Origin of the sequence: Mycoplasma miroungigenitalium (genome assembly GCF_013008635.1) — a bacterium.
Classification (GTDB): domain Bacteria; phylum Bacillota_I; class Bacilli_A; order Mycoplasmatales; family Metamycoplasmataceae; genus Mycoplasmopsis; species Mycoplasmopsis miroungigenitalium.
Window position 1 is genome coordinate 719,889 of sequence record NZ_CP053096.1, and the last position, 14,726, is coordinate 734,614.

The window sequence follows — 14,726 nt, forward strand, 5'->3', positions numbered from 1 at the left end:
TTAAAGTTTTAGGGTTTCGATTAAATTTTGTTTAATTGAGCATAAAAATGCTAAATATTGTTTATACGCTGAATAAATTGTTAGTTTACTTTCGTATTCAGCACAAGATTGGTCATATTCTGTAATAAACTCATTTTTTGATTCTGCGTCAGAAATTCGCTCTATTAAAGAATTAATATCTATTTTCACTACTTTAATGTATTTAATAAACTCTTTAAAATCGTTAAAAAATAAGTCTTGTTCTAAATTGTTATAGTTAATAGCAATCTGGTAGTGTTGTTTTTCAGTTAAAAACATTAAACATTCACCAGTTTTTGCATTTGCAATAAACTTTAATTCCTGTTTGGTTAGGGATTGACTAGTCCTATACAACTCAGTGATTGCATCAATATCTTTTTGTTTGCAAGCAAAGAAAAAGCTGTATTGAATATTTCCAAGAATTTTTGATGCATTTGCTGAAATATCGATGACGTTTTGCGTTGCGAGTATAATCGAACCATTGTACTTTCTAATTGTTTTGGTTGTGTCGATAATAAACTCTCTTAATTGAGGCGTATTATCTTTCAAAGCAAAATGGGCTTCGTCAATAAATAAAATTGTTTTGTGATATGACTTATTAATTGAGTTAATACTAATTTTTGTGTTAATTATTTTAAGAAGCAAAAATATTTGAGCCATTGCTGAATCTTGATTTTGTTGGGATAGCAGTTTTTTAACGTTGAATACAATAAATTTATTATCTAGATTAGTGTTTGATTGTTGATTAAAGATTGATTTATATGTTGTTAATTCTTGGAAATAGAACTTAAACTCTTTTATTAATTTTGCGAGTGGTATTTCATAAATGTTTTTTTCGAGTTTGCTATTAAACCTTGTATTCTCTAATTCGTTAATTAAATCATTCATAATAGGTCATTTTGCAGTGTTTTTTAAGTCTTCAATAGACTCACAATCATAAAATTTATTTTTGTTGTATAAACTCTTTAGAGCAGTTTTAATCAGAATTAAGTCTGTTGAATCTAAATCTCGAAAAAGGATACTTATTCAATCGCCAAGAAAATCAATATGATTAACAATTATGTTAAATACTTTGGTATTGTTTTCGTTAAATTCATTAATTTGAATTTCAAGCGGATTAATGATAGTTTCGTCGCCATCTTTCAAATCAATATACTGGCCTTTCACTTGTTTACAAATGGATTTATATTCATTTTGCGGGTCAATAATAAGTATTTGGGCATTATCGTAATATTCATTTAATAATAATTTTTTAGACATTGTTGATTTACCGGAACCACTAGTTCCGATAATAATGCAATTACTATTTCTACGAAATGTATTTCTATGAAATAAGTCAAAGAAAACAGGGGATTCGTCAGTTAGTTGAGTTGCTAAAATAAAATCGTTGCTATCGTTTAATAATTCTAAATTTCAAGGTCAACCAAAAGCAATCAACTCGGGTAGTGCTTGTATTGAAGTGTTTAAAACATCTGTAGCGGGCAATTGCGATTGATTTCAGCACTTGAATTGTTCATAGTGAAATTTTCGTAAAGTAATTTTTTCTTTTTTAGCGTTTTGGATGTTTTTGTTCTCGAGAGTTGATAAAACCTTTGTAGTATTGGATTTATTTAAAAAATAAACACCAATATCTAGAAGTGGTTTTGATTGGTTTTTTGCAACATTTTCAATTAATTCATTAAAAATCTCGTATTCATATTGACGTTTTTGGTTTCTTAGTAAATGATGTGTTTTTTCAAATGCATTTGTACCAATTGTTCTATTCGAGCCTTCCAAAAGTGATTCAGCGTGTTTAAAACTTAATTTATTTATATTTAAAATAACATTTGAATCAGTGTTATAAATTGTATTAATTCACCCATTATCGACTTCATAATCAAATTCGCTGACCGATTGAACTGAATAAAAATTATTGTTTAGTTTGAAATAATTTTTGGCGAATTCAATTGAATTTAAATTCAATACGTCAATAATATTAATAATTGTTGAATCAGTATTAACGATTTTCAATTCAATATCGGCAAGTGATTGATTTAAACTATAATAATTACTATAAAACAACAAAGTTTCAGTTTGTGATAGTTCACTTATTAAGAAGTTAACACTTTCAAAAGCAAACTTAACATTATGTATATTTTCTTTTAAACAAAATTCGTTATCACCATAAATTAATAGATGATATTCTTGATATTCAGAATTCTTAAATTTATATATATCATCACGTCTTGCTGATAAATAATTTTGTGAATTGGAATCTACATATTTAGTTAATTTTTGGTTAATTACATACGTGTTTTCTTTAAATTCGCCTTTATTATTTAATTTAATAATTGAAAGAGAATTAGAGATAGTGCTCAAAGAAGTTGCAAGCGTGATTAAAAGAGATTCTTGGGTTGATGCATCATATTTAAAAATGGAATTACCATTTAGTTTAAATAATTGTGCTTTTATTTTTTTCTTTGATAAGGTTGAATCAGTGCTTAATATTCCGGTTTTATCGATTGTTTTAAATACTAATAAATTATTAATTTCGTCTTGAGAAAATTTCTTTTTACTTGATAAAAATTTAAGTCAAACTCAAAACAATTGGTAAACCTTGTAAGAAGTATTTTTAACATTAATAAACAATAACATTGTGGGAAATATAGAAACTAATGGAATTATTAATCTATATACTGCACTAATTTGTGGGATACCAAATATAACTATTAAAAACTCTGCTATTACAATTAAACAAAAAATAGCTAAATCATATCAAGTCATACTCTTGAAAATCGTAAACCTTTTTCTTTTGAGCGGTTTTGGTTGAAGCATCAGTTTTTAGTCCTTTCAATTTGTCGAAAATTTTTAGTAAAGTTGGTTTTAGGTTTGTTAAGCTTTCTGTTTTGTTTGATTTAGTGTTTTTGGAATGTTTTTGTTTTTTAATGTATTGGTTTTTGCAAGGGCATTTTTATCAGAACTAACACGTGTATTAGCAGTTTTTGACTTTTTATCTGTTGATTTGGTCTGTTGATTAGATTGTTTATTTTTTGGTACTTTTAATTTAACTGGTGGTTGAGCAAATTCGTGGAGATTGAAAAATTCCATTATTTTGGTGGTCATATTTTCCATCCCAAACGTCATTCCAATTAATATTAATATTGAAGCAATTGTTGAAATAGGTTCAGTTAGTGCCTGCAACTGGGGTGATGAAATTATTTCAACAATTAATTTAGGGAGTTGTTCAAATGTTATTTCTATTAAAAAACCAAATAAAATTAAACAAATCAAGATAATAAAAGTACTTAAAGCACATTCTGTATATTTTTTGAATCAGTTTTTTAGTGATATACCATTATCACTGATTGCTTGTGTAATTGCTGGGGGCAATCATAAAAAGTAAATAAACTGATATGATGTTGTTTTAATAACTCTTAAAAATAAATTAATAATTACTCATAAAATAGCAATAATGGACACAAATAATTCAATAATCAATAATAAAAAATTTGTGTCTAAAGCAATAAAAGCATTTTTTGTAATTGGTTGAAATGTGTTTTGTGTAGAAATTCATTCAGTATGATATTGTGGGTATTTGAATTTAGGTTCAAGAACTTTAAAAATATAGTTAGATAAAGTTGTGTTTGAATCCAATCCCAACGCTGTTTTCGTAAAATCATAAAGAATAACAACAAAAATAGAAATTACTCAAATTAAAATCGGTATTCCGAAAATTAGAATGAAAGCCAACATTGCTCGTTTAATAGAATCTTTAAAATTTAGTTGAGCTTCGGGTGATTTGGAAGCCTTGAGGAATTTGTAGAAAACAATACCAATTACGAAAATGACGCAAAGAAATGAAATAATGATAAATTTTGTGAAAAAAGGTGATGAAAAATTTATTTCATAACCGCCAAATATTAAATATATTGGTAGTTTCAAGGCTATAAATTCGAGCGTCATTGAAACAATATGCAATATTCAAGCGGGCATATAAACTAATACATACCAAAAAGCACAAAAAATTCCATAAGCGATTGTTTGAAGTAAACCGAACATTTATTTAACTCTTTTTAAACGAATTCGAATTAATATTAATAATTGACCAGTTTGTTGATTGCATTGTTATTAAAAATATTAACGCAAAAAATAAAACGGCTAATCCTGCAACATATCAACAAATTTTTTTGATTTCCATTTTATAGTCAGAAGCTTCAACTTTTGATAAATTTAAACATCGTCGTGAAAGCATTACAATTAAATAAATAATGGTACCAATTAATAAAATAATTACAGGAATTGTAATTGCAGAAGCAATAGTTTGAAATCCTTGAGCAATTGCTGAACCAACTGAACCAGCTAAACCAGTAGAATCGGTTGTAGTTTCAGTAGTGTTTAATAGGGCATTAATAGGCATTTATACTCCTTTCTGGGATTTAATAAAATATTTTTGTAGTATTTCATATCCCTTAGTATTGCGTTTGACCTTAAAATATGGTCTGTTGATTATAGTTTTATGAAACTTATCAAGTCATTTTTGTTTCGTAAACAATAGATATTGAAGGTTCAATTTGGAGAGTGCAATATAAATTCAAAGTGCTTCATCGTAATTATTTGAATAAATTACGTCAGTAATTTTGATTGAGATATTTGAATGTTTTTTTGCTGTTAAAGGTAATTCAATACCCAATAGCCAAAAAATGTAATCTAATATCTCATCTAATTTTTCCAAATTATAAACACGTATATTTTTAGTATCAAAAACCTTATTTAATGTTCCATAAAATAGCTGTTTTAGGTTTTTTGAGGCATTAGCAACTATTGAATTAAAACAATAATTTATTAAAAATATTAGTTTTTCAGTGGTTTTTGTTAAAAGTTCTTTATCGCAGTTAGAAGCTAAAGCATATATGAGTCTTAGTTTAGGTTTAGACATAGATGATGAATTAGTTTCATACGCAAGAGTTGGTAAAAGATATTTTAAAAATAGTGAATTTTTATTAGTTTTATCATTCATTTCTTTTAATTCAATTTTTTTTGAATAATAGTCAACTAATGTTTTATAGATATTTTCAGTATTATCATCTATATCAATATTTATAAATCGTGATGTTTTTCCCGTCGAACAAATATATGTTTTATTTTGTTTGATAGCATTAACCAATCTCGAAAATCTCGTTGTTTGAATTTTTTTGTTAGGAAATACCAATTGTTTATGAAAATAATAATTAATTAATTTAGCATCATCGTGAGTAGGTTTTGATTTAAATGATTTATTGAATATATAAAAATTAGTGCAAAAACTATTAGAATTTCAGATTTTATATAACATTAGACTTTTGAACCCCCATTTTTTTGAACCTTTAAAAGAAACTTTTATTAAATAAAAAGAAAGAAAATTGGTTTTAACCTACTTATTTTTTTCTCCCTCTAATTACTTTAATTGGAAGTGGAAAACCGATACTGAATATTGACTTAAAACTGGCAATGCTAATCCTAATAATATTACGATTCTTGAATTTAGACGTAGACGTCACGACATTTACCAAACAATATTGAATGGTATGATAGACGATGCATTAAATGCGATTAGAGATGGCTATAAACTGGCATATGCATTTATTGATCAAGTTATTGAAGATGATAAAACGAAAGATAAAAGTCGTAATGTATTTAATGGGAATCGTTTATGATTCTATAACTTCCAAAAAGATGATTGAACCGAAATGCCACCATTACCAAATTTAGAATAAAGCATCATTAAAAAACCTCGAAATAACGAGGTTTTTTATTCTGATTTAAATATATGCAATATCTATTTAAATTAATAAAAATAACGCCCTAAACTAAAGCGTCAATTTATTATTTTTTGATATTAATGTTTTTTCAAATTGAATGAGTGCCTAAATTCTTCTCAACGTTGCGATTTTACTAATTTAAACTTAAATTTATTGTCAAATCTATCAAACATAAATTTGCTTTGAATAATTCAAAACATTGTTGATATTGACGTTGCTATGATGCCCACTAACGTTCATGATAATAAGTTATAAGGTCATTTTGAGGCAGCACCGAAGATGTTTTTTTGAGGATTAATTGAATCATCCCCGAGATAGAAATAATTTGTTTTTCAACCTTTCGGTGCATATTTGAAGGTTATTCAATTAATGAAAAACATAATAATAGCTACACAACTAAAGAAAACGACTGTTATAATTCAATCTTTTAGTTTCAAATCAATATATTTAATGGCATAAAGTGAACTCGTTGCCAATAATAGCCAAGAATGGGCTAGGATATAATCATAGTAATAAAATGAGTCTAGACCAACCGGAATAACGCCATTTATTGTTTTTGTAAAATCAAAATCAGGTTTTATGATAGCTAGTATTGAACCAATTATCGCTAAATGACCAAAATATTTAACTAAATCAATCCTGTTTAAGATTAAAGTTAATGAAAGAAATATCATCGTTAATCTACATAAGTGTAGAGGCAATATTTCTCATCTAGTTGGGTAATTAGAAGCGTATAAAATGTAACTTCTAAATGCCATAAAAATCAATGTTGTTATACCGATAAATCTAAATAATGTGTTTGTCTTAAATACACGTAAATGCGTATTTTTGGTAGAAAATCATCTTCGCAAAGGGTTTTTAAATATTCATAACAAAATTACACATGTAAAAACAATTGCGAATGTAATAATATATAAAATTAAACTTATTCCAGAGAAAGAAAAATGTTTGTTTTCTCCTTGTCATCGGAAAAATTCAGATAAACTAGAACCCACCGAATCCCCCGCTACCGCCCATACCGCCAAATTTGGCAAGGTCTGATAGATTTCCGCTTTTAACTTTTTTTGCCATTTCATTCATATTTTTAGACATTGCTTCAAAATCATTAATTAATCTATTAAATTCGAATGCGCTTCTACCACTTCCTCTTAAAATACGAGCTTTACGTGAAGCTTGTTTAAGAAGTTTAGGATTTTTTCGTTCTTTCATTGTCATTGAAGAAATTAAAATTTCATAAGTGGCCATTTTATTTTCTGCTTCAAGAATTTTCTCTTCGCTGATTTTATTAGCCAATCCTGGAATCATTTTAAGAATAGCTTTCATCTTACCCAGTTTTTTCATTTGAGCTAGATTGTTCATTAAATCATCAAGAGTAAATTCGCCTTTTAAAAGTTTGGCAACCATGTTATTTGCTTGGTCAGGATCATAAACTTCCTCAGCTTTTTCAATAAGGCTTAAGACATCACCCATTCCTAAAATACGATCCGCCATTCTATCTGGATAGAATAAATCTAGATTAGAGATTTTTTCACCAGTACCTATAAAGCGAATTGGTAAATTAAGGACTTTACATAAACTTAAGGCTGCTCCACCACGAGCATCTGAATCCAGTTTAGTAATGATACTTCCGGTTAGTTTTAACTTATCATTAAAAGCTGTGGCTACATTAATGATATCTTGTCCACTTAATGCATCGGCAACGAAAAATATTTCATTGGGACTGACAATTTTCTTTAAATCAACTAACTCATTCATTAGTGCTTCATCAATTGAAAGACGGCCCGCAGTATCGATAATGATAAAATCATTTTTATTTTCTTCTGCGTATTTCAAAGCTTCTTTAACTATGTTTTGCGCTGTATCCGAAGTTCCTTTTTCAAAATAATCAACTTGGATACTTTTTGCTAGAGTTACTAGTTGTTGTACTGCGGCGGGACGATATATATCGGCCGCAACTAATAAAGGTTTAGAAACATAATTTTTCTTACGGAAATGGAAAGCTAATTTTGCTGCTGCTGTAGTTTTACCTGACCCTTGCAAACCTGTCATCATAATAATAAATGGTCGTTTATCAATTTTTATTTCCTTGACCTCTCCACCTAAAATTTCTTGTAATTCTGTGTGAACAATTTTAATCATTTGCTGAGAAGCGTTCAACGAACCAACCAATCTAGATTCCAATGCTTTTTCTTTAACATTATTAACGAAGTCTTTTACAACACGTAAGTTGACGTCAGCTTCCAAAAGAGCCATTTTGATATCTCTTGTCACTTCTAAAATATCTTCTTCATTAATAATTGTTTTCTTATTCATTTTTTGAATTGATTTTTGTATTCTATTTTCTAAAAAATTAAACATTTTTCTCCTTAATATCATTGATAACTATTGTGTATAATATACCAACATCTTTATAACCTAACGAATGATATATTTTCCCGGCTTCTGGGTTGTGATAAAACAATATCGGTTGATTGCCTCTACTCAGTATTCAATTACTTAAAGCCGCAACAACAATTGATGCTAAACCTGATTGTCTGAATTCTGGCAAGGTATATACCCCACCAATTACAGATTTATTTGAAGCGTTAATAGCGATTGTGGCACAACTGACTACTTTTCCGGACGAAGATTTAATGATGAATGGATGCGAAACTCCCGATTCATAACTTTCTAGGTATGAATTATATTCATTGACGAAATCACTGGTAAATTCAGTAAATTCAGGAATTTTTAATCTAGATTCAACAATCAATTTGATATCTTCTTTTGTTGCCTCTATTGCTCGTGATGTATCTAGGTTAACGAAGCTATTTAGTCTGGCTAGATACTGTTTATGAACGTTGAAACGCTTGCTGTTAAAATTGTCGCTAAAGCGCTTATACATATTTTCTGAAATGTTAATATTTATTAATTTATTTTTATTAACTATTTCAATTATTTCATTTCAGTGTAGTTGGGAAAAAGGGTCATAAAAAAGCAAGGTATTATTAAAAATTAATAATACTGCTACTATTTCATTATCAGGTGATAATTTTACATATGTTGAATGAATTTTGGAATGAAGTCCAAAATTTTCTATATCTCCAATAAAGAAAAAATTGTTATCAACATCTTTGTCCAAAAAATCTAAGATGATATTTTTTTGTGCTTCTGTTGCTTTAATAATCATATTTCCTCTTCTCAACTTCCTATTAAATAGAAAAAGACAACCTTTTTACAGGTTATTTTTTATTATTTTTTAATGATTAAATTAAAGATTTTTAACTTCTTCATCAAGAATAGTTTTTAAAGCTTTTAGTTCTTCTAAAGTTAAAGTGATACCTTTGCTTGAACGTGCGTGATCTTCACTTCAATCACGAATATCATATTTAGCTTCACCGTCATTTCAAGATACTAAATTTAATTCTTTGGTGTAACCGCTGTTTGTTTCAGCTATTTTGCCAATATGACGTACGATTTTATTTGTAATTTCTGGTTTTTTAAATGCCATAATAACCCCTTTATATATAAAATAATTAATATTTATATTATATAGAATAATTAAATTTTATTATTTATTTTTAATATATACATGTGATTTTCGAATGAAATTATTGAATTTACCTAGTTTTTTTCGTTGATTTGCATATAAGCGCACATTGCAATCATTGCGCCATTGTCGGTGGCATATTTCAAATTAGGAACTAAAGCTTTAGGACTAAGAGCTAAAAATCTTTTTCTTAATTCAGTATTTGCACTTACTCCGCCGGCCAAAACAAGAGATTTAACATCATATTTATTTAATGCTAACTTTGTTTTATTAATTAAATAATCAATTGCTGTATTTTGGAAACTTGCGGCAACTTGTTCAGGGTCTATTTCAACACCTTTCATTTTTTGGGTATTGAAATAGTTTAAAACCTGTGATTTTAGTCCGCTGAAACTAAAATCAAATTCATTTTCTGTGTGGGGCTGGGTAAATAAAATATATTGCCCTTTATAGTTTTGATAGATCTTATCAATTTTTGGACCACCAGGAAAACCTAATCCTAACTTTGAACTAACTTTATCAAATGCTTCGCCAACAGCATCATCGAGTGTTTCACCAATTATTTTAATATCGAAGGCATTGTTGACTAACATTAATTGAGTATGACCGCCTGAAACTAATAAACATAATGATGGATAATTAATTTTATTATCAATTGCATTAGAGTAAAAATGTCCATGTAAATGATTGATTGGAATTAATGGTTTATCTAATGTTAATGATAATGCGTTAGCAAATAAAAAACCGATTTGCAATGTACCAATTAGTCCGGGTTTTTCAGTATAAGCTATGTAATCAATAGTTTTTAAGTCATATTTTTTTTGAAATAACATTTGTATCAAATTAATTGCTTTTACGTGAAGACGCGAACTAATTTCAGGAATCGTACCACCAAATTCCTTAAAAACATCTATTTGACTTATTGTGTGTAAATCCAATATTTTTCCGTTTTCTAATAGCGCAATAGATGTGTCATCATGACTTGTTTCTATACCAAGTATTCTCATTATTTTTTTTCTCCTATTTGTGGTTGTTTTATATAGTATGGTTCAATGTTGAGTAGATTTTCATTGCTAATAAACAAGTTTAAGTAGTTTACAAAGTTGTTTATTAAGTCGTGGTAATTAATGGAATCAAAGTTATCAGTTGTTGAAACTTCAATTTTTATTAAATCAATTGAAAAATCAGTATTCTTAGGATAGAAGACATAAGATTTTCCACCAGAAGCGTTAATAGTTAATTTACTATGATTTGGATTTTGTTTTTGAAGAATTTGCATTGAACTTGTAGTATAAATTTTTGCATTTGTTAATAAGGCGATAGTTCTTAAATACACTAGTGAAATACGAACACCTGTAAAATAACCTGGCCCCAAGTTAGTATAAAAATCAGTTATATCAGTAATTTTAATATCATTTTTAGTTAGCATTTTTTTTGTGTAATCAGTAATTAAATTAACTTTTTTGGGTTCCTTATCCAGTATATTTGAATCTATCAAATTGAAATTTTTATCATACAGCGCTATTGCAAACGTGTCTGTAGTTGTATCGAGAAATAATTTCATTATTCAACCTCCTTTATTTGAAAAATATGATTATTATTGCTATCTAGTTTAATCCTTATATCTAAGTAGTTGGAATAATTGTGCGTAATATTATCTGATCACTCTATAGCGACGATATTATCTAAATAATAATCTTCAAATTCGCTCAAATCATCACTCAAATGATATGCGTCAATATGAATTAATCCTTCATAATCTTTCATGTAGTTAAATGTTGGAGAAGTTATATTTTCGGTGATGCCGATAAGCTTTGCCAATTCTTTAACTAACGCTGTTTTACCAGCCCCTAGGTCTCCATTGAGCAATAAAATTTTTGATTTTGTCAAATTATTTAATACATAGATAGCAACATTTTTTATTGATTCGCCTGTAGGAATAGAAAATTCTTTAGTCATTTTTACCTCGCTTTAATAATTATTTTATATTATTAATAATTTTTAATTATCTGAAAGTATAAAAAAAGATGGGTTTCCCCATCTCAAAATAATTTTTAAATTATTTAATAATTTTTGTAACGTTACCGTAACCTACAGTGTGTCCACCTTCACGAATTGAGAATTTTGTACCTTCTTCAACAGCGATTGGTGAGATTAATTTAACAGTTAGTTCAACGTTTTCACCTGGTGTAACCATTTCACGTCCAGCTTCAAATTCAACTCCACCTGTAACGTCTGTTGTACGGAAGTAGAATTGAGGTTTGTAGTTCTTGAAGAATGGAGTGTGACGTCCACCTTCATCTTTAGTTAGAACGTAAATTTGTGCTGTAAATTCTGTGTGAGGAACGATTGATCCTGGTTTAGCAAGAACTTGTCCACGTTCGATTGATGATCTTTCAACTCCACGTAGTAATAGACCTGCGTTATCTCCAGCTTGAACTTCTTTTAGGTTCTTTCTGAACATTTCCATACCTGTAACAACAGTTTTCTTTGTAGGTCTTAGACCAACAATTTCAACTTCTTCGTTAAGGTTTAATCTTCCACGTTCAACACGTCCTGTAGCGACTGTACCACGACCCGAGATTGTGAATACGTCTTCAACAGCCATTAAGAATGGTTTGTCAAATTCTTTAACAGGAGTTTCAATTCATGAGTCAACTGCATCCATTAGTTCTAAAATTTTAGCTTCGTATTCTGCATTTCCTTCTAGAGCTTTAGCAGCTGAACCACGTACGAATGGTGTGTTGTCTCCGTCAAAACCGTATTTTGAAAGTAGTTCACGAACTTCCATTTCAACTAAGTCAACCATTTCAGCTTCATCTGCTGATAGCATGTCAACTTTGTTTAGGAATACGACCATACGTGGAACACCAACTTGTTTAGATAGTAAAATGTGTTCACGTGTTTGAGGCATAGCCCCGTCAGTAGCAGCAACAACTAAGATTGCCCCATCCATTTGTGCAGCACCGGTAATCATGTTTTTGATGTAGTCAGCGTGACCTGGACAGTCAACGTGTGCATAGTGACGTTTTTCTGTTTGGTATTCAATGTGTGATGTGTTAATTGTTATACCACGTGCTTTTTCTTCAGGTGCGTTGTCAATTGAAGCGTAATCACGAGCCTCAGCTAGACCTTTTTTAGCTAATGTAGAAGCAATAGCAGCGGTTAAAGTAGTTTTACCGTGGTCAACGTGACCAATGGTACCGATATTTACGTGTTCTTTATCACGGTTAAAATCAATTTTTGCCATGTTATTTATTTCCTTTCATAAATATTAAATTGTTTAGCGCTAAACCACCTAAGTGCGGCCTTTCATCCGCATCCTATCCATGCCTATTTAATGTAATAATAAAATAGCATTATCATTTTACCAAAGATTAACAATTACAAAAATTAATTATTTCCAATTAATATTAATAATAAGTAACAAGTTGAATTCATTTGTATTTTTTTAAACTCGATTAATCTTTGATTTCTAATCAAATTTAGCAATGTAAAAAAACAAATCACTGCTATTTTTAATTCCAAAATATTGGAAAGATTTGTTGTTAATGTGAAATTTTTCACAAAAAACATATGATAAAATTTAGATAAAATAAATTAAATGAATAAATTTGGTTATACCTAAATACGTATATAATTTAATAATCAAAATAGGAGCTAATTATGAAAACAAAATATATTAATAATAATGATTTAAGCGCTAAAAACATTGGACAAGACGTAGTTTTGCACGGATGAGTCGCGAATAAAAGACGTTTTGGTGAATTAACATTTATTGATTTACGTGATCGCAGTGGAATTACTCAATGTGTATTTAATCAAGATTTAAATATCACTAAAGAAAGTATTATAGAAGTTTCAGGTAAGGTTGTTCAACGTAAAAGCGTAAACAAAGAATTAAAAACAGGCGAAATCGAAGTAGTTGTCGAAAGTTTTAATATTTTTTCAGAATCAGTAGAAGAATTACCCTTTGCTGTTAGAGATGATATCGATGTTAAGGAAGATTTGAGATTAAAATATCGTTACTTAGATTTACGTAGACCTAAAATGCAAAATAATATTATTATGAAAAATAATTTGATGTTTGCAGTTCGTGAATTTATGCACAAACATAATTTCATCGATATTGAAACACCAATGCTTGCAAGATCAACACCCGAGGGTGCTCGTGATTTCCTAGTACCAACAAGAGAAGCTGATAAATTTTGAGCATTGCCACAAAGCCCTCAGTTATTCAAGCAAGTTTTAATGATTTCTGGTTTTGAAAGATATTATCAATTTGCTCGTTGTTTTAGAGATGAAGATGGCCGTAAAGACCGTCAACCTGAGTTTACTCAACTTGACATCGAAGCTTCGTTTATGAATGTGGAGGATTTCCAAAAATATATTGAAGAATTATTCATTCACATTTTTAAACAATTGGGGTTAAATCTAAAAACACCTTTAGTTAGAGTTAAATACTTTGATGCGATAAGAGATTACGGAACTGATAAGCCGGATTTGAGATATGGTTATAAAATTGAAGATATCAATGATTTTTGTAAAGATACTTATTTTAACATTATTAAAGATGCACCTTCTAAACGTTTGCTTTTCGTTAACACGAAAATCAGTAAAAAAGACTTTAAATCTCTTTCAGAAATTGCATTAAAAAATAAAGCTAATATTCTTTTTTATTTTGTTGTCGAAGACGGGAAAATTATACATACTAATTTCGCAAATAAAGTTAGCGAATCAGCTTATAAATTAATTGAATCTCGTCAAAATACTGATGGAACATACTTTATTGTTGCTAATACATACGAAAATGCTTCAAAAGCACTTGGGGCTGTTAGAGTCGAATTAAACGAAATGTTCCAATATGCAAACCCTGATGAATATCATTTATCATGAATTACTGATTGACCTATGTTTGAATATGATGAAGAAAATAATTCATGACAAGCAGCACATCACCCATTTACTCAATTTGACCATGAACTTGAAGAATTAGATAAGCTTCCATTAGAAAAAGTAATGGCTAAAAGTTATGATTTGGTATTAAATGGATTTGAATTAGGATCGGGATCGGCAAGAATTTTTGATAAAAAAACACAGGAAAAAATGTTTAGTTTAATCGGTATGAACGAACAACAACAACAATCAAAATTTGGATGATTCATGAACTCATTCAAATTCGGGGTTCCGCCTCATTGTGGTATTGGCTTAGGTATTGATAGATTGGTTATGATTTTAGCTCATGAAAAAAGTATTCGTGATGTTATTGCATTCCCTAAAAATGCTAAAGCACAGGATGTATTTACCCAAGCGCCTAATACAGTTGATGAAAAACAACTTAATGAACTGTTTATTCAAGTTAAAAATAATAATAACTAGCAGTAATGCTAGTTTTTTATGTA

The 14,726-nt window shown here is 28.9% G+C and carries 14 protein-coding genes; 2 read left to right on the forward strand and 12 right to left on the reverse strand.

What is annotated here, in order from left to right:
• The 4 genes from HLA87_RS03205 to HLA87_RS03220 form a co-directional block, all read right to left on the reverse strand.
• Entirely contained in the window at positions 1-2,781 is a 2,781-nt protein-coding gene (locus HLA87_RS03205) for an Mbov_0397 family ICE element conjugal transfer ATPase (RefSeq protein WP_171111870.1), read from the reverse strand.
• A 108-nt stretch (positions 2,782-2,889) separates the two neighbouring features.
• Positions 2,890-4,056, reverse strand: a complete 1,167-nt coding sequence (locus tag HLA87_RS03210) for an Mbov_0396 family ICE element transmembrane protein (protein ID WP_171111872.1) — start codon at positions 4,054-4,056, stop codon at positions 2,890-2,892.
• A gap of 4 nt (positions 4,057-4,060) precedes the next feature.
• A complete protein-coding gene (locus HLA87_RS03215) occupies positions 4,061-4,414 on the reverse strand; it encodes a hypothetical protein (protein ID WP_171111874.1) in 354 nt (117 codons plus the stop codon).
• Positions 4,415-5,329 (reverse strand): hypothetical protein, encoded by a 915-nt coding sequence (locus HLA87_RS03220; RefSeq protein WP_171111876.1) that lies wholly within the window; start codon positions 5,327-5,329, stop codon positions 4,415-4,417.
• A gap of 232 nt (positions 5,330-5,561) precedes the next feature.
• On the opposite strand from HLA87_RS03220, the gene HLA87_RS03225 reads away from it, so the two are divergent.
• The gene (locus tag HLA87_RS03225) at positions 5,562-5,750 is read left to right on the forward strand and encodes a kelch repeat-containing protein (protein ID WP_171111878.1); all 189 of its coding nucleotides are present in this window, start codon (positions 5,562-5,564) and stop codon (positions 5,748-5,750) included.
• A gap of 122 nt (positions 5,751-5,872) precedes the next feature.
• On the opposite strand, the gene HLA87_RS03230 is transcribed toward HLA87_RS03225, so the two are convergent.
• From HLA87_RS03230 to tuf, 8 genes are all read right to left on the reverse strand, one after another.
• Complete coding sequence (locus HLA87_RS03230) at positions 5,873-6,871, reverse strand: YwaF family protein (RefSeq protein WP_237022745.1); 999 nt, start codon at positions 6,869-6,871, stop codon at positions 5,873-5,875.
• A complete protein-coding gene (ffh, locus tag HLA87_RS03235) occupies positions 6,780-8,153 on the reverse strand; it encodes a signal recognition particle protein (RefSeq protein WP_171111882.1) in 1,374 nt (457 codons plus the stop codon). The genes HLA87_RS03230 and ffh overlap by 92 nt, the downstream gene beginning before the upstream one ends.
• A complete protein-coding gene (locus HLA87_RS03240) occupies positions 8,146-8,964 on the reverse strand; it encodes a GNAT family N-acetyltransferase (protein WP_171111884.1) in 819 nt (272 codons plus the stop codon). The genes ffh and HLA87_RS03240 overlap by 8 nt, the downstream gene beginning before the upstream one ends.
• Positions 8,965-9,045: 81 nt before the next feature.
• Positions 9,046-9,285 (reverse strand): YdbC family protein, encoded by a 240-nt coding sequence (locus HLA87_RS03245; protein WP_171111886.1) that lies wholly within the window; start codon positions 9,283-9,285, stop codon positions 9,046-9,048.
• Between the two features lie 113 nt (positions 9,286-9,398).
• Entirely contained in the window at positions 9,399-10,331 is a 933-nt protein-coding gene (gene tsaD, locus HLA87_RS03250; protein ID WP_171111896.1) for a tRNA (adenosine(37)-N6)-threonylcarbamoyltransferase complex transferase subunit TsaD, read from the reverse strand.
• Positions 10,331-10,888 carry a tRNA (adenosine(37)-N6)-threonylcarbamoyltransferase complex dimerization subunit type 1 TsaB gene (tsaB, locus tag HLA87_RS03255; protein ID WP_171111900.1) on the reverse strand — a complete coding sequence of 186 codons (558 nt, stop codon included), beginning with the start codon at positions 10,886-10,888 and terminating at the stop codon, positions 10,331-10,333. Before tsaB ends, tsaD begins: the two co-directional genes overlap by 1 nt.
• The gene (gene tsaE / locus HLA87_RS03260) at positions 10,888-11,283 is read right to left on the reverse strand and encodes a tRNA (adenosine(37)-N6)-threonylcarbamoyltransferase complex ATPase subunit type 1 TsaE (protein WP_171111902.1); all 396 of its coding nucleotides are present in this window, start codon (positions 11,281-11,283) and stop codon (positions 10,888-10,890) included. The genes tsaB and tsaE overlap by 1 nt, the downstream gene beginning before the upstream one ends.
• A 100-nt stretch (positions 11,284-11,383) precedes the next feature.
• A complete protein-coding gene (gene tuf / locus HLA87_RS03265) occupies positions 11,384-12,574 on the reverse strand; it encodes an elongation factor Tu (protein WP_171111904.1) in 1,191 nt (396 codons plus the stop codon).
• Positions 12,575-12,990: 416 nt separating this feature from the next.
• On the opposite strand from tuf, the gene aspS reads away from it, so the two are divergent.
• Positions 12,991-14,703 (forward strand): aspartate--tRNA ligase, encoded by a 1,713-nt coding sequence (aspS, locus tag HLA87_RS03270; protein ID WP_171111906.1) that lies wholly within the window; start codon positions 12,991-12,993, stop codon positions 14,701-14,703.
• Positions 14,704-14,726: the final 23 nt, after the last annotated feature.